The following is a 21,206-nucleotide window of genomic DNA, read 5'->3' on the forward strand; positions in this document are numbered from 1 at the left end:
GTTGCGCAACCGGGACCGGTTGGGCGACGATGCAGGAATTATCAACCAGCCGGTTGGTAACGGCGCTCACCGTGGAGCAGGCCATGTCGACAGGAACCACGATCGGGTCAGGGCGGCGGATCGGGCCGCGGTCGGAGTGGACCGCCCAGGGCGGTGACGAGCTGCTGACCGACTCGGTGCCGGGGCTGCTGGCCCGGCAGGCCGACCGGTACGGCGACCGTCCGGCACTCTGGTGGCCCGAGCACGGCGGCCTGGCCAAACTCACCTACGCCGAGCTCGCCGCCGCGGCCGGCCCGGTCGCCCGGGCGCTGGCCGGCCGGGCCGCGCCGGGCGAGCGGGTGGCCGTCTGGTCGCGCAACAGCGTCGAGTGGGTCGTGCTCGAGTACGGCTGCGCGATGGCCGGGCTGATCCTCACCCCGTTCAACACGGCCTGGACCGACGCCGAGGTCGACCACGCCAACCGGCTGACCACACCGGTGCTGGTGTTCGCCGGGACCGGCCCGACCGGCGACAGCCTGGTGCCCCGGGCGGCCGGCGTGTGCGGCGACGGCATCGTCCTCGACCTCGCCGGCGTGCGCGACTGGGCGGCCGGCGCCGAGCCCGGCGAACTGCCCGACGTCGCCACCGGCGACCCGTTCCTCATCCAGTTCACCTCCGGCACCACCGGCCGCTCCAAGGGCGCCGTCCTCACCCACCAGGCCGTGCTCAACGCCGCCCGCGAACGCAACCGCCGCGACGTCATCGGCCCGGCCGACACCTGGCTCAATCCCGTGCCGTACCACCACATCGGTGGCTCCTGCTTCGTCGTCCTCGGTGGCCTCGTCGACGCCGGCGCGTTCGTCGTCGTCGAGAAGTACGTGCCGGCCGAGACGATGCGACTGCTCGACCACGGCGTGGTCAACCGGATCGGCGGCGTCCCGACGATGGTGATCGACGCCCTCGACCACCTCGGCGCCCGGGCTGCTACGGCCGGCCTGCGCTCGGTCGCGGTCGGCGGGGCCACGGTGACCCAGCACCTGGTCGAGCGGATCCGCCGGACGCTCGGCGCGCCGGTCATCAACACCTACGCGCAGTCCGAGTGCCCGGCCATCACCTCGACCGAGATCGACGACGACGCGGCGACGATCGCGGGCACCGTCGGGCGGCCCGTCGCCGACGTCGAGGTCCGCATCGTCGATCCGGCCACCGGCGAGGCCGTGCCGATCGGGTCCGTCGGCGAGATCCGGACCCGCTCGCCGTACGTGATGCGCGGGTACTGGGGCATGCCCGAGCAGACTGCCGAGGTCCTGCCGGCCGACGGCTACCTGCGCACCGGCGACCTGGCGTCGATGGACGAGTTCGGCAACGTCACGTTCCAGGGCCGGGTCCGCGACGTCATCATCCGCGGCGGCGAGAACGTGTACCCCGCCGAGGTGGAGGAGTGCCTCGCCGCGCACCCGGGGATCGCCTCGGCGGTCCTGGTCGGCATCGACGACGAGCGGCTCGGCGAACGCGTCGCCGGCGTCGTGGTCCGCGCCCCCGGCAGCGCCGTGACCGGGCCGGAACTCACCGAATACCTGCGGGACAAGGTGGCCCGCTTCAAGCTCCCGGAGGTCTGGCGGTTCGTCGACGCGCTGCCGATGACGGCGTCGGGCAAGGTCCGCCGCTTCGTGGTCCGCGACGACACCAACGCCGAGCTGGCCGCCGCGCGCCCGGCCGAACAGTAAGCCAACGAGAAGGAGAACCGGATGCCGATCGATCCCGGCGTAGCCCTGGCGGCGCCCCCGACGGTCGAGGAGATCGGGTGGGACGCGTCCGACGTGCTGCTCTACCACCTGGCGCTCGGCGCCGGCGCCGACCCGGTCGACCCGGCCGAGCTGCGCTACGCGACCGAGTCCGGCTCCGTCGTCGTGCCGACGTTCGCCGTCGTCGCGCCGATGCTGCGGGCGACCCGGCCGCCGCGGGTGGCGTACCCCGGCGTCGAGGTCGACCTGCGCAAGATCCTGCACGGCAGCCAGCGGGTCGAGCTGCACAACCCGATCCCGCGCGACGGCAAGGCCGCGGTCCGCACCAGGGTCGCGGACCTCTATGACAAGGGATCGGCGGCGGTGATCGTCGTCGACACCGAGGCGACCGGCATCGACGGTGTCGCACTGTGGACCTCCAGCATGCGGATGTTCGCCCGCGGCGAGGGCGGCTTCGGCGGCCACCGCGGCCCGGCCGGCCCGCCGGATCCGCCGCAGCGCGCGCCCGACCACACGATCGTCACCCCGACGTTGCCGCAGCAGGCGCTGTGGTACCGCCTGCTGGGCGACCGAAACCCGCTGCACGCCGATCCCGCGGTCGCCGAGGCCGCCGGATTCCCGCGGCCGATCCTGCACGGGCTCTGCACGTACGGCATCGCCTGCCGGGCGATCGTCGACGCTGTGCTCGACGGCCGCGCCGAGCGGGTCCGGGCGATCGAGGCGCGCTTCGCGGGCGTCGTGTACCCCGGTGAGACGCTGCGCACGTCGGTCTGGCGCGAGGACGGCCGGCTGCTCTTCGTCTCCACCGTCGACGAGCGCGACAACGCCCCCGCCCTGGCCGGCGGCGAGCTGACCGTCGAGGAAGGACTGCCCGCGTGAGCATCGCCGTGGAACGCGACAGCGGCGTGGTCCGGCTGACCCTCGACCGTCCCGAGCGGCGCAACGCCCTCACCGTCGACGGGTTCGCCGAACTCGGCCGGGTACTCGGCGAGATCGCCCGGACGCCGGCCGACCGGGCCGTGCTCATCACCGGCGCCGGCGGTGCGTTCTGCGCCGGCGCGGACCTCTCGGCCGGCGTGCCCGAGGAGTCCGTGGTGCGCCTCATGGACCGGATCAACGACGCGGCCCGCGCCCTGCACCGGCTGCCGCAACCGACCGTCGCCGCCGTCGGCGGACCGGCGGTCGGCGCCGGGATGAGCCTCGCCCTCGGCTGCGATCTCGTCGTCGCCTCGCCGGCCGCGACCTTCTGCCAGGTCTTCGTCAAGCGCGGCCTGTCGCCCGACTTCGGCAGCAGCTGGCTGCTGCCCCGCCTGGTCGGCCTGCAGACCGCCAAGCGGCTCGCGCTGCTCGGCGACACGATCACCGCCGAGCAGGCCCGCGACCTCGGTCTGGTGTCGGAGGTGACGGCCCCCGACGACCTGCTCGACACGGCCAGCACGCTCGCCCGTCGCCTCGCCGACGGACCGCCGATCGCACTCGCCCTCACCAAGCGGCTCCTCGACGCCTCCTTCACCTCGACGTTCGACGACGCCCTCGACGCCGAGGCGGCCGCGTCCGCGGTCAACACCGCGACCGACGACGTCGCCGAGGCGTTCGCGGCGTTCGCCGCCAAGCGACCGGCTGTGTTCCGTGGCCGCTGACCGCGACGGGGCACCGCTGCCGGTCCGCCCCGACGATCCCGGGCGTGACTGGACCGAGCCCGGCGTGTACGAGCTCGGCGCCGGGCTGTACCGCATCCCGTTGCCGATGCCGCAGGACGGCCTGCGTGCGGTCAACGTCTACGCGGTCCGCGACGGCGACGCGATCGTCCTCGTCGACTCCGGCTGGGCGCTGCCGGAGGCGCAGGCCCGGCTGCGGCAGGCCCTGCGCGCCCTCGACGCCGACGAGGACCGGATCAGCCGGATCCTCGTCACCCACGCCCACCGCGACCACTACAACCTCGCCGTCCGGCTGCGGGAGCGCCACCCGCGGCTGCGGATCGGCCTCGGCCTGGCCGAGGAGGGCACGCTGTGCGCCGCGCAGGCACTGGTCACCGAACCCTGGGCCGCCCTGTGCGGGCAGCTGCGCCTCGGCGGCGCCCCCGCGCTGGCCAAGGAGCTCGTCGCCGACGTGCCCGTCGAGCACGACCCGGCCGACTGGGCGTTCCCCGACGAGTGGATCGACCCGCCGTCGGCCATCGCGCTGGACACCGCCACGTGGCAGGCGTACCCCACCCCGGGGCACACCCGCGGCCACGTCGTGTTCGTCGACGCCGCCCGCGACGTGATGTTCTGCGGCGACCACGTCCTGCCGCACATCACCCCGTCGATCGGCTTCGAGCCGAGCCCGGCCGCGTCGCCGCTGCGCGACTACCTCGACTCGCTACGGCTGGTCCGCGACCTGCCCGACCGCACCATGCTGCCGGCCCACGGCCACCCGGGGCCCAGCGTGCACGCGCGCGTCGACGAGCTCGTCGCCCACCACGACACCCGGCTGGAGCAGACCGCCGCCGTGGTCGCCGCGGGTGCGGCCACCGCGCTGGAGGTCGCGCAGCGACTGCGGTGGACCCGCCGCGGCCGCGCCTTCGACGACCTCGACGTGCTCGGCCGCTGCCTGGCCGTCACCGAGACCGCCGCGCACCTCGACGTCCTGGTCGGCACCGGCCGGCTGCGGCGCACCGAGGACGACGGGGTCCGGCAGTACTGGGCCGGATAGGTGCGCGACAAGGTCGTCTCGGCCGAGCAGGCGGTCGAGCTCATCTCGGACGGCGACGTCGTCGGCCTGCAGGCCGGCCCGACCCAGTGCGCCCCGATGACGCTCGTGCGCGAGATCATCCGCGCCGGGCGTCGCGACCTGTCGCTGGTCTGCCTCAGCGGCGGGCTGCCCGTCGACTGGCTCGCCGCCGCCGGATCGCTGGCCCGGTGCACGTTCGCCGCCGTCACGATGGAGCACTTCGGGCTGTGCCAGCGGTTCCGGCGCGGTGTCGAGTCGGGCGCCATCGCCGTCGAGGAGCTGTCGGAGACCGCGCTGTACGCCCGGCTCGGCGCCGCCAGCCGCGGGCTGCCGTTCCTGCCGACGCGTGGGCTGATCGGCACCGACCTGCTCGATGTCGGCAACGACGCGCTGAAGGTCATCCCGGACCCGTTCGGCGGGCCGCCCGTCGTCGCCTGCCGCGCGCTGCGGCCGGACGTCGCCGTGCTGCATGCCCATCGCGCCGATCGCTCCGGCAACGTCGGGATCGATCCGGGGGTACGCCTGCCCACGCTGACGACGCTGCCCCGGGCGTCGCGACGGGTCATCGTGTCGGTCGAGCGGGTCGTCGGCTCGGCCGAGCTGCGGCGGGCGCCGGACCGCACGATCCTGCCCGGCTTCGCCGTCGATGCCGTGGTGGAGGCGCCGTTCGGCGCGCATCCGACGTCGCTGTTCCCGGCGTACGACTACGACGCCGGGTTCTTCACCGCGTGGGTCGAGGCCGCGGCCGACGACGACGCGTGCCGGGCGTTCCTGGATCGGTACGTGCGCGGCCCCGCGACCCAGCGGGAGTACCTGGGACTGGTCGGCCAGCGGTGACCGACTATTCGGTCGACGAGCTGATGATCGCGACGCTGGCCGCGTGCTTCGACAACGACGACCAGGTCTGCAACGGCCTGTCCTCCGTCCTGCCGGTGTGCGCGATCCAGCTGGCCCGTTTGACCCACGCACCCGACCTCGTCTGGATCGCTGGATCGTCCGGTGTGGACCCGCTCGACCCGCAGCTCACCGCCTCCAGCTTCGAGGCCCCACTGTGGCGCGACGCCGTCATGTACCTCGAGCACTACGCCGAGTTCTGGGACTACGTGGCCAGCGACCGATTCCTGCGCAAGTTCTGCGTCGGCGCGGCCCAGCTCGACGCGTACGGCAACGCAAACAACTCCGTCATCGGCACGTTCGACCACCCGCGGGTGCGGCTGCCGGGCACCGCCGGACTGGGCGACATGGGCGCGCTCGACAAGCAGCTCATCTACTGGGTTACCGACCACAGCCCGCGGACGCTGGTGGAACGGGTCGACTTCCGCTCCGGCGCCGGCTACCTCGGCGGGCACGGCGAGCGGGCCCGGCTCGGTCTGCGCGGCGGGCCGGCCCTCGTGGTGACGAACCTGGCGGTCTTCGACTTCGCGCCCGACTCGCAGCGCATGCGCCTGAAGTCGGTACATCCGGGCATCAGCGTCGACGAGGTGCTGTCGGCCACCGGGTTCGCGCCGGTCCTCCCGCCCCGGGTCGCGAGCACCACACCGCCGACGGCCGAGCAGGTCGGCCTGATCCGCGAGAGGATCGACCCGCACGGCTACCGCAAGCGCGGCTTCCGCCCATCGACCGGCCGGTCGATGCCGGTTTGATCGGCGCGTGTCATTGCCATGTGGCGGCAGGGGCAAGCTCCCCGGTGCCGAGTGTCGTCTGCGACGTAGGCGCGCACCACCGCGTAGGACACGTCGAGCATGTCGTGCTCGGCGATCAGCCGATCGTAGATCCGTTTCATGGTGTGCCACTGCTTGCGGGGCGCCTCCAGGTCCGCGAGCAGGATGCCGTCGATGACCGGCTTGAACTCGTCCAGCTTCGCGGGCCGCGGCGGGAGCGGCTTGCGCGGCTGCGGCCATGCCGACAGCAGCGCCGAACGCGCCGTGCGGCGGTCAGCGAGCACACGGCGATATGAGGGCGCGGCGCGGCTAATCGCTGGTTGTCGGCGGTCGGTTCCGCCCGCCGGGAACCTCGGCGCCGATTTCGTCGGAGACTGTGGCGAAGCATGAGGTGGCCCACACCGTCAGCCGACCGGGCTCGTGGAGCGTCTCGAACGGATGGCCGCTCCAGGTTCCGTAGGAGGTGACCGTGACGGTCTCGCCGGGCAGCAGCCAGTAGTCCTGACCGATAGGCTCAAGCCACAGCTCCAGAATCGTCTCCCCACGATTGGTCACGAGAAGCGGCACGGCATTGCCCATTGCCTTGATCGCCTCGAAGCTGAAGTCTCCGGCGTTGGCCATGTTGGACCTCAGTGTTGCGGTGATCTGCGCGATGGAGAAGCCCGGAGGCGGAGTCGGCGACCCATCGGACACCGCGGCCGGCTTTGAACTGGCCCGCTTCCGTCTGCCCAGCATGACCAGAATTCTGCCCGGAGGCACAGTCAAGCACCATCCGCCCATCGGCATCTTCCGCGCGCCGAGCCGCCAGCTGGACCGTCACGGCATGGGCGCGCACCTGACCATGCCGTTGGCGTTGGAGAGCGGTGCTACCGAGCCGTAGTCGGATTGCATCACCGGCCAGGTCCGGTGCCACCCTGTCGGGGAGTCGCCTGGGACACTCGAGCCGTGCTGCCTGAGTGCCCGTCTTGTGGTCGGACCGTCGACCTGCACAACCGTCATGTCCGTTTCACCCTGCCGGACCCTGTGCTGGAACTGGCTGAACAGGAGCGGACTGCGGGCACGTGGATGACAAGCTCGAATGCCCGCAAGTCGGTCCCGCGTATCAGGACCTCGTGGTGGCGGGTTGGCTCGCGAACGCCATAGCGCCGTGGAGTCTGCTCGCCGTCCCCGTCCAAGCGGTCGTTCGCAACCCGGACGAGACGCCTTACTGTGACAGCTCCTCCGACCCCGAACTCGACCGGGTCCTGCACGACGAGTGGCCGCACGACCTCGTGCTCACCGCCGTCGAACCGTAGGACGTCCGTACCTGCACGTCCGCACCGTCGCTCACCTTCCGGCCGAGGCTGGACCCAGCGCCCATCGCGGCTATGACCGGATGTGTGATCTTGAGAGTTCAGTCGCTAGATCTAGATGGCCGGAGATGGCCGAGAGTGGCAGCGGCCCGAAGTTGTGATGCGTCATCTCGTGCCCAGGGGCGCTTCGGTCGGCGATGTCGTGTTGGTGCGAACCGATACCGATCGGCCACCTGTCGAAATCAGCCTCGATGAGGGCGACCCGCTGTCCAGCGGTTCAGGATTGGCGCGGCGAGGGTCCGAGCTCCCCAGCACATGGTCTGGCCGTGTGTGGCGAATAGTTGATCTCGGGAGTCGAAATGGCCCAGGTCGGCAAGGACTGCCGCGGACAGATCGCAAGCCACGCAGGCGCCCGGCGTGCTGCTTACGCCGTCCCAGTCCACGGCAGTGCGTGCCACCGCGTCAAAAAGCGTCTCTCCGCCGCTGTTGGTGAAGCCGCCACCGCTGGCACTGAGTTGCTCGACCGAGCCGAACAGCTCGGTCGTGGAGATCCACCGGCAGCCGAGACGGAACTCGGGCCAGGCCAGCAGCACCTCAGTGGGGACGAGATAGCGCAACCGGGGGAAACGCGGGTACCAGAAACGCCCGTCCACCAACAGTGCCCGGCAGCGGGTGGCGATCCCCATCGCCCGGGCAACCGCTTCCAGCACCGCGAGTCGCTGGCTGCACGATCCACGACGACGAGCCAGCGTGTCTGAAACCGGCTGTTGATCGTCGACGGCGTAGACGGGCCGAACCCGGGCCGCGATCAGGCTGTGCGCCGAACGCAGCCGAGTCAACGGATCGACGCCGGGTTCAAGATCGGACATCAGCTTGAGCACCGGGACGCTGGCCCAGTCGAGGATCCGCGTCGCCGCGGTACTGCCGGCACTGGTGTTAACGGACGCAGTCCGAGCCTGCCACCAGGGAGTGAGTATCCGGCTAGTCACAAGATCGCGCCAGTGGTACCGCTCGCGGTCGACACGGCGAGGAAAGCCAGCTGAAGTGGTGAGCACAGGGCCAGCAGGAGAACAGTGGCGGTCATGACACCGGCGGGCCGAACCGGCTCCCGTTGCTGCCATGTCGCATGGTTCGGATCCGGTTCAACCATGACGAGCCTCCGATTTGAACGTGTTCAAGTTTGGGATAGCGTATCACTCCTGCGCCTGGGTTGGAGGGTTCGATCCCGGTCGTGCTTGCGGTGGCGCGGCCAGTGGTTGCTCTTGTTCTTGGCGTGTCTCGGCCCTGGTTGTTCGTTGCGCCGGCAGTGGCGTGGGCGGCGATCGTGGCGCGGGTCGGGTCGGGACCCGCCGGCGGCCAGCGTTGCGGGCCATTCAACGACGCCTTGAGTAGGGCGCACGTCGACGCCATCGTCAGGATCGGAGTTGGATCATCCGGCTTCCATTGATCGGGTGCGCTGTCCGGCGAACATATCTCCTTGAACAGGAAGTGCGCGTTGGTGGGCGTTCTCGTCGAACCTGACACGGGCGACGCCTGCCGCACCGCCGGGCCCATCGTCCGGCCGCCAGGCGGCCGAACGATGGGCCCGGCGGTCATGCCTCTCAGACCCCGATCTCCTTGCCGTCGACGTCTCCGACGAACTCGAGGATCGCCGACGCAAGAGCCTCCGGCGCCTCGAGCGCCACGTAGTGCCCAACGCCCTCGAGCAGAACGCTTTTGGCCGGCTTGGTGGAGACCTGGTTGAGGGTGATTTCGGTGAACGGTCCACCGAAGCCACCGACCGCGAGGGCCGGCACGCTCAGCGGTGCCGATGCCGCGAGGGCCTGCAGCTGTTCTCCCTCGGCGAGCATCGAGGTGTACAGCCCGATCGCTCCACGCCATCCGTTGGGGCGGGCGTAGACGCGGACGAACTCGGCCACGTCCTCGTTGGTGATGGAGTCCGGCACGGCCGTCATCGCGGGGAACGCCCACCCGCCCAAGAACTCCTGCTCCCGACCGACCAGCAACATCTCGGGGATGCCCGGTGCGGCCAGGACGCCAATGTGCCATGAACCGCCGTGTGTGACGTCCGCGAAGCCCTCCAGACCGAACCCGGCCAGACCCATCTCGATCGCGGTGAGGCTCGCGATGTCCTCGGGGTGCGTCGCGGCGACCCGGAACACCGTTCCGCCGCTGATGTCCTGTCCGGTCAGGTGCACCGGTCCCACGCCGAGGTGGCCGATCAACTGGTGCAGGTCCTCCGCCGCGGTGGCGCTGCTGTAGTCGCCCTCGGCGGGCAGGGAGTCGCCGAAGCCGCGCAGGTCCACCGCGAACACGCGGTGGGTCTTGGCGAGCAGGGGGATGACCTTGCGAAATGCCCACCAGCTCTCTGGGAATCCGTGCACCAGCAGGATCGGGGATCCGGCGTTGCCGGCGGACACATAGTGCAGTTCGGTGCCGTTGACGGCGGCCGCGTGATGCTTGACCCCGGCGATCGTGGGAGTCGGATATGTCGTAGTCACGGTGGAGCCCTCCTCAGGCATTAGACAACCGTGTTGTCCAATGACCATAGACAACATGGTTGTCGTTGTCTACACCTCCGCCTATGCTGATCCCGTGATCAGACCCGGCCCGAACCTCGCTTTGCTGTTGTTGGGCAGCTACCGGAAGCTCGTCGACGCCGCCGTGCTCGAACTCGAAGCGCGCGGATACGAGGACGTCCGCCCCTCGCTGCACTATGCGATGAGCGCGATTGATCTCGGGGCTGAGACTGCGTCCGAGCTGGGGCGGGCGCTCTCGGTCACCAAGCAGGCGGCGGCGAAGACGATCGCGCTTCTCGTGGAGCGCGGCTGGGTCGCCGTCGAGGAGGACTCCGTCGATAGGCGACGCAAGCGGATACGGGTGACAGACCTGGGACATCAGGTCATGCACGCAGGCGAATCAGTCTTCGACGACCTGCGACGGGCGTGGGCCGACCAGCTCGGCCACGATGATCTCGCTCGCCTCGAAGAACAGCTCACGACGTTCGTCGGCCATGACACCATCCGGTTGGAGTCCCCAGGCTGGATCGCATAGAACTCCAGCTGCTCTCCCAGCAGATCGGGTCTTCGCTGATGGCTGCCGTCGGTGAGCGCCGGGGCTACCTCAACCTGCTGCACGGCCGGACGGCGCGCCGGTCTACGTCGTCCTGGACAACCTGTCTACGCACAAAGGCAAGGCCATCCGAGCCCTGGGCCGCCCGCGACCGAGTCAAGCTGTGTTTCACCCCGACCTACTCGTCCTGGGCCAACCCGATCGAGGCGCACTTCGGACCACTGCGCATGTTCGTCGTCGCCGGGTCAAACCGCCCGAGCCGCACCGTCGCCACCCGCACGCTGCACCAGTACCTGCGTTGGCGCAACGCCGCCACCCCCACGTGCTGCCCGCCCAGCGCCGCGGGCGCGCCCGCGTCCGCTGCGAACGCCAACGCCGATGGGGCCAGCCCGCTACCCGGCGAACGTTTTCGGTCACAGCACGACGCGCCGGGCGGCGGCGACCGCGACGGCGCGGGTCGCCCGAGCCGCGGCTCAAGCGGGGGAGCTCACCTCGGCGACGCCCCGCTTGCCCGCGCCCGCACCATGGCGTCGCGCGTGCGCCCGTGCGGGCCGGGCGGGCGCCGCCATCGCATGGGTGAGCAGGTGCTGCGGGTTGGCCAGGAGCGGGGCGAAGCCGAGCTCGGCGGCGCCGACGAGTGTCGCGTCGTCACCCAGCGCCGAGGTGCGCAGTTGTACCCGCTCACGGGCCACCGGCAGGACGTTGCTCGCGATGCGGTGACGCACCTGCGCCATCGCGGCCGGATAGACGTCGCGCAGCATCCCGCCGAAGATCACCATGGCCGGGTTGAACAGGTTGATGAGATTGGCGACGCCGATGCCGAGCCAGTCCCCGATGCGCCGCACCGAGTCCAACGCGGCCGGATCGCCCCGGTCGGCGTCGTCGACGACGGCCCGCACGGCGTCACGGCCGAACTGCGTCGCCGGCCTCCCCGCCTTGTCGAGCAGGGCTCGCTCGCCCACCTCGGCCTCGAAGCACCCCCGGGATCCGCAACCACAGGCCCGCCCGTCGTAGGGGTTGATCACCATGTGGCCGACCTCGCAGCCGTAGCCGCCGTCGCCGTCGAGCAGCTTGCCGCCGACGATGATCCCGCCGCCGACTCCCGCATCGCCGTGCAGGTAGACGAGGTTCTGCAGTCCGATGCCGGCGCCGCGCTGCTGTTCGGCCATGGCGCCCAGGTGCGCCTCGTTGCCCACCGTCACCGGCAGGCCCAGGCCGAGCCGCCGGGAGAGCTCGGCGCCGAACGCCTGGTCCACCCAGCCGAGGTCAGGGCCGAAGCGCACCATGCCGTCAGCGGGCCGGATCATGCCGCAGTAGGACGCGCCGATCCCGACGCAGGCCGAACCGGGCGGCGCCGAGTCGTGCAGCCGACGGCCGAAGCGGGCCAGCACCTCGACGACCCGGTCGAGATCGGCTCCGGCCCTGGGCCGCACCGCTTCGAGCCGGTCGGTCACGGACCCTCCCAGACCCACCCTGGCCGCGGTCACCCGGTCCACGGCCACATCGAAGGCCAGCACGTGGACCCGGTCACGCTCGGGGCGCACCACCAGCGACGGGCGCCCCGGCCGGCCGGTCTCGGCCGGCGTCTCCTGGCGGACCAGTCCGGCAGTGAGCAGCTCGGCGGTCAGGGACATGATCGTGCTGCGGTTCAGGCCCATCCGCTCGGCCAGCACCGTGCGGGAGACCGCCCCGTCGAGATGGACGTATCGCAACAGGATGCCGAGGTTGGGCATTGGATCCTGTAGAGCCACGCGAACCTCCGACATCTGCTCGGACGGTCACCGGCGGAGCCCGCGTCAGGACCGGCGGGCGCCGCACGCCAAGGCTCCAGCGTACCGAGAACCCCGCCGACGCGGGCGCGCGCGGCTGCCCGTCCGCATCCGCGCCGGCGTCGGACCGAGCCCCGGGCGGCGGTCCTGGTCAGTCGACCTCTGTGGTCGCCGGGTCGTCGGCGATCTCGGTCCCGTCCAGGCCGGATATCGCGTCGATCTCCGCGGGCGTGAGGCTGAAGTCGAAGACGTCGATGTTGGCGGCCAGCCGGTCAGGGCGCACCGATTTGGGCAGTGGGCTCAGGCCGTGTTCCAGGTGCCATCGCAGCACGATCTGGGCCGGCGTCTTGCGGTGGCGCTCGGCACTGTCCTGGACCACCCGCTCGGCGAGCAGGTCGCCCTGGCCCAGCGGTCGCCACGTCTGCAGTGCGATCCCGTGCTCCGCGGCGTACGCGCGGGACGCCCGCTGCGTCACCCGCGGGTTCAGCTGGATCTGGTTCACCGCCGGCCCGACGCCCGTCTCGGCGACGATGCGGTCGATGTACGTCGGCGTGAAGTTCGAGACGCCGATCGCCTTCGTACGCCCGTCGCGGAGGATCCTGACGAGAGCTTTCCACGTTTCCACGTAGAGGCCCCGCCCGGGCATCGGCCAGTGGATCAGGTACAGGTCGAGGTAGTCCATGTCGAGGCGGTCCAGTGTCTCGTCGAAGGCCTTCAACGTACGGTCGTATCCGTGATCACGGCCGCGCACCTTGGAGACGATGAAGAACTCCTCCCGCGGTGTGCCCGCGCCGCGGACCCCCTGGCCCACCCCTCGCTCGTTCTGGTACAGAGCCGCCGTGTCGATCATCCGGTAGCCGAGGCCGGCGGCCACCGGCATGGTGTCCGCGGCATCGGCGTCAGTCATCGTCCACGTGCCGAGGCCCAGGTACGGCATCGTGAGGCCGGAGCCCAGCGTCGTAGTCGGGACGTTGGTGGCGCCCATCGTCAGAGGTCCTCCTTGTCGAGGCTGAGGCCTCCCGGCTCGAGTCGGCCAGGTCGGCATCGACCATCGTCTCGATGAGGGAGCGGAAGTCGCCGCGCGGCTTCCAGCCGAGGCGTTCCCGGGCCCGCGTGGCGTCGCCGATGAGCAGGTCCACCTCGGCGGGGCGGAAGAGGTTCGGGTCCTGCCGGACATGGCGCTCCCAGTCCGCGATGCCCACCCGGTTGAAGGCGATGTCGAGCAGATCCCGGATCGAGTGCGTCTCGCCGGTGGCGATCACATAGTCGTCCGGCTCGTCCTGCTGGAGCATCAACCACATCGCCTCGACATAGTCGCCGGCGAAGCCCCAGTCCCGGCGCGAGTCGAGGTTGCCCAGGACGAGCTCGCTCTGCAGCCCGAGCGCGATGCGGGCCGCCCCGCGCGTGACCTTGCGGGTGACGAACTCCTGGCCCCGGCGTGGGCTCTCGTGGTTGAACAGGATCCCCGAACACGCGTGAGCACCGTAGGATTCGCGGTAGTTGACGGTGATGTAGTGGCCGAACGTCTTCGCAACGCCGTACGGCGAGCGCGGATGGAACGTCGTGGTCTCGGTCTGCGGCACCTCGTGGACCTTGCCGAACATCTCCGAGCTCGACGCCTGGTAGAAGCGGACCTTCGACATGTCGTTCTGGGTGTGGATGCGGACCGCCTCGAGGATCCGCAGCACTCCCATCCCGGTGATCTCGCTGGTGAGTTCGGCCTGGTTCCAGGACATCCCCACGAAGCTGATTGCTGCGAGGTTGTAGACCTCGTCGGGTCGGGCGATCTCCAGGGCCGCGATCAGGCTCGGCAGGTCGCGGAGGTCGCCGTCCACGAGGCGGATCGGCGGTACGGCTCGTCGCACGGCGGGGGCTTTGGGGTTCTGCTGGCCCCGGACCAGGCCGAAGACCTCGTATCCCTTCGCCGTCAGGAACTCGGCGAGGTACATGCCGTCCTGTCCGGTGATTCCCGTGATGAGTGCACGTGGCACTGGAACTCCTCAAGGGAGCCGGCTGGTCGACTCCCGCTTCGACGGTCGCCCGCGGACCCGATGCCGGGCCCGGTCAGGCGCTCACGACTTCCAGATCCGGCAGCGGGAAGATCAGCCGACCGCCGGCCCGCAGGTAGTCGCGCTCCCGGTCGATGAAGACGTCCCGGAAGAACCACGGCGCCACGAGCATGTACTCCGGATGGTCGGCGCGGGCCTGCTCCTCGGAGATGATCGGCACGCCGATGGAGGCGATCTTCCGTCCGATCTTGGCGGCCTGCCGCTCCACCGCGAACGGCAGGTCGTCCACGGTCAGGCCGGCGGCCTGCCAGATCGTTCCGCCCCGCGTGCTGGCGCCGTAGATGTAGCAGCGCTGACCGGCGGCGTTGATCGTGTCAATGAGCCGGCGCAGGTCGTCGAACGCCGTGCGCACCCGCACGGCGAACTTCGCCCACGCGTCGGGCCGATCGAGGTGGGCCCGCGCCTCGTGCTGCCGTTGGGCCGCCACCGCCGGGCTGACCGGCCGGCTGCCGCGGCGGGACACCACCGTACGGAAGGAGCCACCGTTCACGCCCGACAGCAGCACATCGTTGACCTCCAGGTCGTGCCGGTGGAGCAGGTGCTCCAGGGCGGCCAGCGTCCAGTAGGTGATGTGCTCGTGGCAGACGTTGTCGACCGCCCCGAGTTCGAACATGGTCAGTGCGTAGTTCTGCTGGATCACCCAGATCCCGTCCGGCGCCAGGACGCTTGCCACGTCGGCCACGAACCCGTTCGGGTCGTCGAGGTCGTAGAACATCGAGATGCTGGTGATGACGTCGAACGCTTCGTACGTCGTGCTGGTCCCGCCCGACACGAACCGCCGCGGGTCGAAGAAGTCCACGACAATGCGGTCGGCGTGCCGCCGTGACTCCGGTTCGAACGTCGCCACCGGGTCGACCCCGACCCGGTGGATGCGCTCGGGCACGAATGACAGCAGGGTGCCGTCGTTGCAAGCGATGTCGAGCCACCACCGCGCGCCGCGATGTCGCCGCAGGGCGTCGTCCACGACGCTGCGCAGGTCTTCGCGGATCGCCTCGTTGACCCCGGACCGGAAGCCGTACCGGTCGTGGTACATCAACGCTCGTGGGGTCGTGTCGCGGAGCTGGACCAGCCCGCACCGCCGGCACAACATCAGCACCAGTGGCCACTGCGGCGGTCGGCGGTCGTCGTCTCGGAAATCGCTGAGGTACTGGTTGCCGAGGTCCAGGATTTCGGTCAGGCCGGAGGTTTGACAGGAACGGCAGTTCACACGATGCCTCCAGGAATCAGCGAATGTGTCGAGCGCCTCCGACGGTCGTTCGCAGGGCGCGGCCGGGTCGTCGGCGGCTGTCTTCGAAGAGCCGGAATCGCGCCCTCGAGCTATGCCGCCGGCAACAGGCCCGCGTTCTTCAAGACGATGGGAAGGAACGGGTGGAGCTGTTCAGAGCCCGATACGCAGAAATCGCGCAGCTCGACCGGGGAATACCATCGAATCCAGGCATGGGTGTTGTCCGCGGCGCTGAGGGATGAAGCCTCGCTGTCGCTGCATTCGTATTTCATCAAGGTGAGGAGGGTCTGGAATCCGTGCTCCTCGGGTGGCGCGGTTCTGGTTCCCCACATGACGTTGTAAACGTTGTCCAACACCAGCCGGTCCCGGTCGACATCGAGACCGACCTCGCGGGAGAGGCCCCGCACAGCAGTGTCGATGAGGGTCTCGCCCAGTTTCATGCGGCCGCCGAAGACCCAGAACATGTCGCGCAATGGCATGTCTTTGCGGTATCCCAGCAGGACGTCGCCCCGGCTCGTATGGACGATCACATCGACGTTGGCCTGCACCATATTGTCCAGTGCGCGCCCATAATCGGTTTCCGATAGACCGAAGTCCGGGACGTCGCGGGTCGTAAAATTGTCCTCGACAAGCTCGTGGACGACAGCTTCCAATGCTCTACTCCCTGCCTGGGTCGTTAGGCGAGCTGAACCTGACCAGCGTCAAAAGGAGGATGAGGCAGCGCTGCCACCGTGCCCATTCACATGACGGACGCCATGGGCTCCCATCACGATCAGCGCTTGCGCACCAGTCTTGCAGGTGTGTCGGTGGCGTGCAATCCCGGCCGCTTCCAGATTTGTTGCGGACAATGACAAATAGAGTTGACCAAGTCCGAAGCGGCGGGTCCTCATCGGGCATGATTCGCACTCTATCCAGCGATAACGTGTGCGTTCTCAAGTGATGTTGCCGGGGCCGGATGCGGGGTCGAGGATTTTTTCACCATATGGAGCGGGGCGCGGGCAAGGTTCGACGCCGGCGGCACTCAGCGCATCGATGCTGCCGGGGACGCTGGTCGTCGCCTCATCCCGGTCGCGGTCGCGGACAGCACAGCGCCGAACGCGGCGAAGCCGACCAGGTGCGCGGCGATGTCCGCGGGTCGCTCGGGCACCAGGGCGTTGCCGGCGAGCAGGCCGAACAACGGCCAGCCGAGCATGGAGCCGGCCAGGGCGGCCAGCGGCCTGCGACGGGGAGCCAGACAGGGGATGGCGGCTGTCCAACGGCGGCATAGCGCTGCGGATGCGGTTCGAGCGCACCGGCCGGAGCACTGACCCGGACGAGGCGGTCGATGTCCACGAGCGCGTGGCGCCCTACTGGCGGCCGGACGGGGCGACTGCACTGGGACGACACAGCCCGGTGTTCGTCGAACACCGGGCTGGGCGAGTCGTTCCGGCCGCCGAAGCGCGCCGTGGTGAACGTGGCGGCGAAGCTGTTCGCCGCGCCGGTCGAGCCGGTCATCGCGCGGCCGGCTGCCTCAGCGCCGTCCGCGACCGGATCGCGGCCCACGACGCCTGGCCCCGGCCGGCCGGGCGCGACCTTGCGGTCGCGAACCGATCGGCCGGGGCCGGGCCGCCGGGCCGGACGCTCGTCAGATTTCCGGGCCGATGGCCGACGGCGCCGGGGCGTCGTGGGTGGCAACCCCGGTCACCGTCGGACCGGGCGGGTAGGCGTCGTTGGTGGTGACGCCGGTCGCCGTCGGGCCGGGCGGGAAGGTGGCGTCTTGGACGATGATGCCGGCCTGGGCGGGGCCGGCCAGGCCGACGACCGCGAGCAGAAGGCCGGCGAGGACTGCGCCGGCGCGGCTGAGCGTCATGTGTACCTCCGTGATGGATGTCGTTGCGTTGGAACCATGCTGGCCGCCATCCCGGCCCGCGCGCCTGAGCAAGCGGTGCTCATCATGACGGCGGTATTGCTCAGGGACACGATGTCGCGCATCGGTATGTGACGGGGAGGTGCCGGTCGGCGGCCACCGGCGAGACCCGGCGGCGAGCGTCGCCACTAGTCATGGACACCTTCCGCCTCCTGCACGGCGTCCTCGGCCTCGGCCGTGAACCCGGGCATGCGGTAGGCGATGGCCTCCAGGCGCCGCCGGGATGCCTCGGAGCGCTCCACAGCCGCCGTGGTCAGGGCCATGCCGCGACGGTAGCCCCGGCCGGACGCGCGCCGGCAACTGTCGAGGGTGCGACAGCCGTGCGGTGAACCGGCCCTGGCCACCGCCTCGGCGCCCTGCTCAGGGGCCCGGTGTCGGGCGCGTCACAGGTACCCGGGGCGGCCCGGGTGAGTATCCCTTGCTCAGGCCGTCCCGGCCGGGCGCGGGTTGGCTGGTTGCGGCAAGAGACCAGCGGACCTGAGGAGACGCGATGGAGGAGCAACAGCGGCGGGCGCGGCGCGGACTGACCCGCCGCCGGGTCGTCGGCTACGGGCTGCAGGCGGGCGCCCTGGCCGCGCTGGCCGGCGCCGGCCTGGACGGCGACGGCACAGCACCGCTCGTGAAGACCTCCGCCGACCCCGGCGCGCCGAGCTTCTCGCGCGTGCTGCGCCGCCGTGAGGACCAGCTCAACCTGCGCTTCGACGCCTACAACCTGACCCTGTCCCGGCCGGCGAGCGGGCCCGTGCTGCTGCGCATCGACCCGGCCGCGCCGGCCTACGTCGTGGTCGTCTTCCCGCCGCAGCACCTGCAGGAGCAGGCGTTCCGGGAGCCCGACCCGACCGGCGCGGGCGCCGCCGACGCCCCGGCGTGGCCGGTCGCGACGCGGCTGTCCGCGGCGAGCCGGCTCGCCTTCGAGGTGCCGCCGACGATGGCGGCGATCCCGTTCGACGACACGACGATGCTCACCTGGGGCCAGTTTGCGCTGAAGGTGGCGCCGGCCGCGCTGCCGCGCGACACGCCCGCCGGTGGGCCGCTGCCGATCACCGCGCCGGGATTGCAGGAGACGGCCATCGAGGTACCGTGGCGCCTGCTGCTGTCACCGCACGCGCAGGCCGGATGGGCGCACGCCACGCAGCCGGCGGAGCACGGCGGCCGCACCGAGCTGTGGCACACCCGCCTCGGCGTGGCCAAGCCCGACGGGACCGTCGACGAGCAGGGCGGCGAACGCACCGTCCGGGCGCTGTGGGCGACCGACCCCGACTTCCCGGCCTGGCTGCTGCCGGCCGGCAGCCCGGGCGCGAAGAGCGCGCCCGACGGCGCGACGATCCCGGCCCCGGGCCAGCCGTTCCGGGCGACGCTCACGCCCCGGGACCGGCTGCAGATCGTGCGGGCCACCGCCGACTACGCGATCGCCGGGTACACGCCGCAGCCGATCGACGTGCGGCGGCTCGTGCTCACCCCGCAGGGCGCCTCGGCCGATCTGCAGGGCTCCTGGAACCCGCCGGCGAACGTACTGTCCATCCTGGACTGGAAGCACCGCACCACGCTGGGCCGTGACATGAACGTCCGGGTGGTAAGCCGCGGGTACCTGCTGCCCTTCGGCCACCAGGCGGCGCTGGTCACGGTGACCGAGCGGCGCATCGCCGGCACGCCGGGCGGCAAGCGCGCCGCCTACCTGCGGCAGCGCTCGTTCCTCGTCGTCCGCCGGCGCAGCCAGGCCTTCGCCGGCTTCGCCCAGGCCGACGGGGGCCGCGGCCTGCCGTTCCAGCGCATCGACCTGCTGACCTCGATCACGCCCGACCTCGACCCGGCGACCGCGTTCGTGCCGGCCCTCGGTGGCGCGGCGTTGCTGCCCAAGGTGGGCGGGGCGCCGTACCAGTTCAGTTTCACCGGCATCGACCACGTGGGCCGGGCGGTGGACTTCACCGCGCCGGCCGTGTTCGTCGACTCCACCATCGCGTTCGCCGAGGCCTCGGCCGGCCAGGTCCGCGCCGCCTACAACGCGCTCGCGGCGAGCGACCCGATCCGCCGCCGGCCGCTGAACGGCCAGACGGTGGGGCTCGCCCCCAGCGCCGAGCCGGGCGACACCGACGTGCAGGCCGTCGCGCTGACCTTCGCCGCCCAGGCGCCGGTCGCCGGCCCGGCCGACGCGCAGTTCCTCGCCCACGACCAGCCGCGCTGCCACCCGGTGCTCTCCGGCGCGACGATCCGGCTGGCCGCGGCCGAGCACCTCGGCGGCGCCGACCTCGGGCCGGTCGACCTCGAGGTGGACCAGCGGTACCTGAAGTACGGCTTCGGCGCCCAAAACGCCGGCCAGGTGTTCGCCGCACTGGTCAAGCCGGTCGGCTTCGGCATCGGCTCGGACCGCGGCGGGCCGCTGACCCCGGGCCTGAGCATCACCATGCTTTCCCGGCTCTTCGGCCCGGCCGGCGGCGACCCGGCCACGCTCGCCGGCGGCACCGTCGACACGCCCGCCATCCTGGCCGCGGCCCCCAACGACCCGCAGATTCTGGGCGGGATCAAGCTCAGCGACGTCGTGCAGCCGGTCTCGGTTACCGACGGCGCCACCGGGACCGGCGCGATGGCCCTGCGCAGCAGCGACGGCTTCGGCCCGGTGCCGATCGACGGCCCGCACAACAGCGAGGCGCAGACGTTCTCGCTGCGCCCCAAGCTGCGCGAGGGCGACCCCCTGGGCATCCTGAAGTTCACCGACACGACGTACTGCGAGATCGACATCACCGTCGCGTCGGACCCGGCGAATCCCGCCGAGAAGCACTTCACGTTCAAGGCGCTGCTGCTCAACCGCGAGCCGTGGAACCTCGTCAAGGACCTGCCGGACGGCGACCAGACCCAGCCGCAGCCGGCGCTGGACAACAAGCCGGCGTTCACGCTGCGGCTGCTCGGCGACATCGAGAACTTCCTGGAGATCGACTTCCAGCGGTTCGTGTTCCAGGCCGAGACCGGCAAGGACACCGTCGTCGACCCGTCGATCGGGGACGTGCGGTTCAAGGGCGTGCTGCAGTACATCCAGAAGCTCGCCGACAAGATGAAGTCGGTGACGCCGGCGGGCCAGCCGAAGCCGGGCGTGCTCGTGCACAAGCTCGACGACCGGATCGAGGTCGGGCTCAAGGCGACCCTGCCGCCGCTGACGGTCGGCGTGTTCACGCTGAAGAACATCATGTTCGGCATGGGCGTGGTCCTGCCGCTCATGGCGGTGGGCAACCAGAACGGCCCGCGCCCGGTCCGGTTCCTGTTCCACTTCGCCGAGCGGGAGAACCCGTTCCTGCTGTCGGTGTACTGCTTCGGCGGCGGTGGCTACCTCACGATGGGCGTGGGCACCGACGGCATGGAATTCTTCGAGGTGGCGCTCGAGTTCGGCGCGCACCTGGAGGCCGACTTCGGCGTGGCCAGCGGCAACATCGAGGCGATGGCCGGCATCTACCTGCGCCTGGACATCGACCCGCACGGCAAGCAGGCCCTGCAGCTGACCGGCTACGTGCGGATGCACGGCGGCCTGACCGCCTTCGCCGGCATCGTCTCGCTCTCCATCGAGATGTACCTCGGCCTGACCTACCAGTCGCAGGGCAACAAGATGATCGGCCAGGCGACGCTCACCGTCGAGGTGCAGGTCGGCTTCTTCAACGCCAGCGTCAGCCTGCACGCGGAGAAGAAGTTCCGCGGCGACGAGGCCGACCCCACCTTCCTGGACCAGATGCCCGCCCAGAGCTACTGGGACGACTACGCCAGCGCGTTCGCGCCGATCGGAGCCTGAGACC

General features: G+C 70.8%; 22 protein-coding genes and 2 pseudogenes. 11 read left to right on the top strand and 13 right to left on the bottom strand.

Translation table 11 applies throughout. The features are described from left to right. Positions 1-83 precede the first annotated feature (83 nt). Genes AC6JBM_RS14480 through AC6JBM_RS14505 form a run of 6 tightly spaced genes read left to right on the top strand, consistent with a single transcriptional unit; the run spans position 84 to position 6,079 of the window. Positions 84-1,706, top strand: a complete 1,623-nt coding sequence (locus tag AC6JBM_RS14480) for a class I adenylate-forming enzyme family protein (protein ID WP_497984133.1) — start codon at positions 84-86, stop codon at positions 1,704-1,706. A gap of 21 nt (positions 1,707-1,727) precedes the next feature. Then, positions 1,728-2,603 (top strand): enoyl-CoA hydratase ChsH3, encoded by an 876-nt coding sequence (chsH3, locus tag AC6JBM_RS14485; RefSeq protein WP_497984134.1) that lies wholly within the window; start codon positions 1,728-1,730, stop codon positions 2,601-2,603. Next, entirely contained in the window at positions 2,600-3,364 is a 765-nt protein-coding gene (locus AC6JBM_RS14490; protein ID WP_497984135.1) for an enoyl-CoA hydratase/isomerase family protein, read from the top strand. Before chsH3 ends, AC6JBM_RS14490 begins: the two co-directional genes overlap by 4 nt. Further along, positions 3,354-4,418 carry an MBL fold metallo-hydrolase gene (locus tag AC6JBM_RS14495; RefSeq protein WP_497984136.1) on the top strand — a complete coding sequence of 355 codons (1,065 nt, stop codon included), beginning with the start codon at positions 3,354-3,356 and terminating at the stop codon, positions 4,416-4,418. The genes AC6JBM_RS14490 and AC6JBM_RS14495 overlap by 11 nt, the downstream gene beginning before the upstream one ends. Next, complete coding sequence (locus tag AC6JBM_RS14500) at positions 4,419-5,273, top strand: CoA transferase subunit A (RefSeq protein WP_497984137.1); 855 nt, start codon at positions 4,419-4,421, stop codon at positions 5,271-5,273. Continuing rightward, positions 5,270-6,079, top strand: a complete 810-nt coding sequence (locus AC6JBM_RS14505; protein ID WP_497984138.1) for a CoA-transferase subunit beta — start codon at positions 5,270-5,272, stop codon at positions 6,077-6,079. Before AC6JBM_RS14500 ends, AC6JBM_RS14505 begins: the two co-directional genes overlap by 4 nt. Here AC6JBM_RS14505 and AC6JBM_RS14510 read toward each other — a convergent pair. Together AC6JBM_RS14510 and AC6JBM_RS14515 are read right to left on the bottom strand one after the other, a co-directional pair. Then, positions 6,028-6,381, bottom strand: coding sequence for a hypothetical protein (locus tag AC6JBM_RS14510; protein ID WP_497984139.1), 354 nt, complete (start codon positions 6,379-6,381; stop codon positions 6,028-6,030). The genes AC6JBM_RS14505 and AC6JBM_RS14510 overlap by 52 nt on opposite strands. A 25-nt stretch (positions 6,382-6,406) precedes the next feature. Continuing rightward, positions 6,407-6,718 (bottom strand): hypothetical protein, encoded by a 312-nt coding sequence (locus AC6JBM_RS14515; RefSeq protein WP_497984140.1) that lies wholly within the window; start codon positions 6,716-6,718, stop codon positions 6,407-6,409. Here AC6JBM_RS14515 and AC6JBM_RS14520 point away from each other — a divergent pair. Continuing rightward, complete coding sequence (locus AC6JBM_RS14520; protein WP_497984141.1) at positions 6,711-6,977, top strand: hypothetical protein; 267 nt, start codon at positions 6,711-6,713, stop codon at positions 6,975-6,977. The two genes, AC6JBM_RS14515 and AC6JBM_RS14520, sit on opposite strands and share 8 nt — an antisense overlap. Before the next feature lie 181 nt (positions 6,978-7,158). Then, on the top strand, positions 7,159-7,392 hold the full coding sequence (locus AC6JBM_RS14525) for a hypothetical protein (RefSeq protein ID WP_497984142.1): 234 nt from the start codon (positions 7,159-7,161) through the stop codon (positions 7,390-7,392). Between the two features lie 239 nt (positions 7,393-7,631). Here the strand turns inward: AC6JBM_RS14525 and AC6JBM_RS14530 are convergent, their stop codons facing one another. Beyond that, positions 7,632-8,270 carry a transglutaminase domain-containing protein gene (locus AC6JBM_RS14530; RefSeq protein WP_497984143.1) on the bottom strand — a complete coding sequence of 213 codons (639 nt, stop codon included), beginning with the start codon at positions 8,268-8,270 and terminating at the stop codon, positions 7,632-7,634. 720 nt (positions 8,271-8,990) lie between these two features. After that, on the bottom strand, positions 8,991-9,938 hold the full coding sequence (locus AC6JBM_RS14535) for an alpha/beta fold hydrolase (protein WP_497984144.1): 948 nt from the start codon (positions 9,936-9,938) through the stop codon (positions 8,991-8,993). On the opposite strand from AC6JBM_RS14535, the gene AC6JBM_RS14540 reads away from it, so the two are divergent. Both AC6JBM_RS14540 and AC6JBM_RS14545 read left to right on the top strand, forming a co-directional pair. Further along, on the top strand, positions 9,931-10,443 hold the full coding sequence (locus AC6JBM_RS14540; RefSeq protein ID WP_497984145.1) for a MarR family winged helix-turn-helix transcriptional regulator: 513 nt from the start codon (positions 9,931-9,933) through the stop codon (positions 10,441-10,443). The genes AC6JBM_RS14535 and AC6JBM_RS14540 overlap by 8 nt on opposite strands. 79 nt (positions 10,444-10,522) lie before the next feature. Further along, positions 10,523-10,861: pseudogene (locus AC6JBM_RS14545) on the top strand (transposase); the annotation flags it as partial. A 73-nt stretch (positions 10,862-10,934) separates the two neighbouring features. Here the strand turns inward: AC6JBM_RS14545 and AC6JBM_RS14550 are convergent. The 9 genes and pseudogenes from AC6JBM_RS14550 to AC6JBM_RS14590 all read right to left on the bottom strand — a co-directional run bounded on the left by AC6JBM_RS14550 (position 10,935) and on the right by AC6JBM_RS14590 (position 17,693). After that, on the bottom strand, positions 10,935-12,194 hold the full coding sequence (locus AC6JBM_RS14550) for an ROK family transcriptional regulator (RefSeq protein ID WP_497986454.1): 1,260 nt from the start codon (positions 12,192-12,194) through the stop codon (positions 10,935-10,937). A gap of 187 nt (positions 12,195-12,381) precedes the next feature. Beyond that, positions 12,382-13,137: an aldo/keto reductase gene (locus AC6JBM_RS14555; protein ID WP_497984146.1), complete on the bottom strand. Its 756-nt coding sequence runs from the start codon at positions 13,135-13,137 to the stop codon at positions 12,382-12,384. Continuing rightward, positions 13,130-14,221, bottom strand: a complete 1,092-nt coding sequence (locus AC6JBM_RS14560; RefSeq protein ID WP_497984147.1) for a GDP-mannose 4,6-dehydratase — start codon at positions 14,219-14,221, stop codon at positions 13,130-13,132. Before AC6JBM_RS14560 ends, AC6JBM_RS14555 begins: the two co-directional genes overlap by 8 nt. A 73-nt stretch (positions 14,222-14,294) precedes the next feature. Beyond that, entirely contained in the window at positions 14,295-15,332 is a 1,038-nt protein-coding gene (locus AC6JBM_RS14565; protein ID WP_497986455.1) for a class I SAM-dependent methyltransferase, read from the bottom strand. A 6-nt stretch (positions 15,333-15,338) separates the two neighbouring features. Continuing rightward, a pseudogene (locus AC6JBM_RS14570) lies at positions 15,339-15,506 on the bottom strand (class I SAM-dependent methyltransferase); the annotation flags it as partial. A 110-nt stretch (positions 15,507-15,616) separates the two neighbouring features. Next, positions 15,617-16,177 carry an NUDIX domain-containing protein gene (locus tag AC6JBM_RS14575; protein WP_497984148.1) on the bottom strand — a complete coding sequence of 187 codons (561 nt, stop codon included), beginning with the start codon at positions 16,175-16,177 and terminating at the stop codon, positions 15,617-15,619. Positions 16,178-16,545: 368 nt separating this feature from the next. Next, positions 16,546-16,716 carry a hypothetical protein gene (locus tag AC6JBM_RS14580; protein WP_497984149.1) on the bottom strand — a complete coding sequence of 57 codons (171 nt, stop codon included), beginning with the start codon at positions 16,714-16,716 and terminating at the stop codon, positions 16,546-16,548. Positions 16,717-17,148: 432 nt separating this feature from the next. Next, positions 17,149-17,373 carry a hypothetical protein gene (locus AC6JBM_RS14585; protein WP_497984150.1) on the bottom strand — a complete coding sequence of 75 codons (225 nt, stop codon included), beginning with the start codon at positions 17,371-17,373 and terminating at the stop codon, positions 17,149-17,151. Between the two features lie 185 nt (positions 17,374-17,558). Beyond that, complete coding sequence (locus AC6JBM_RS14590) at positions 17,559-17,693, bottom strand: hypothetical protein (RefSeq protein WP_497984151.1); 135 nt, start codon at positions 17,691-17,693, stop codon at positions 17,559-17,561. A gap of 227 nt (positions 17,694-17,920) precedes the next feature. On the opposite strand from AC6JBM_RS14590, the gene AC6JBM_RS14595 reads away from it, so the two are divergent. Then, complete coding sequence (locus tag AC6JBM_RS14595; RefSeq protein WP_497984152.1) at positions 17,921-21,202, top strand: hypothetical protein; 3,282 nt, start codon at positions 17,921-17,923, stop codon at positions 21,200-21,202. Positions 21,203-21,206 lie beyond the last annotated feature (4 nt).

The organism is Dactylosporangium thailandense (assembly GCF_059739745.1).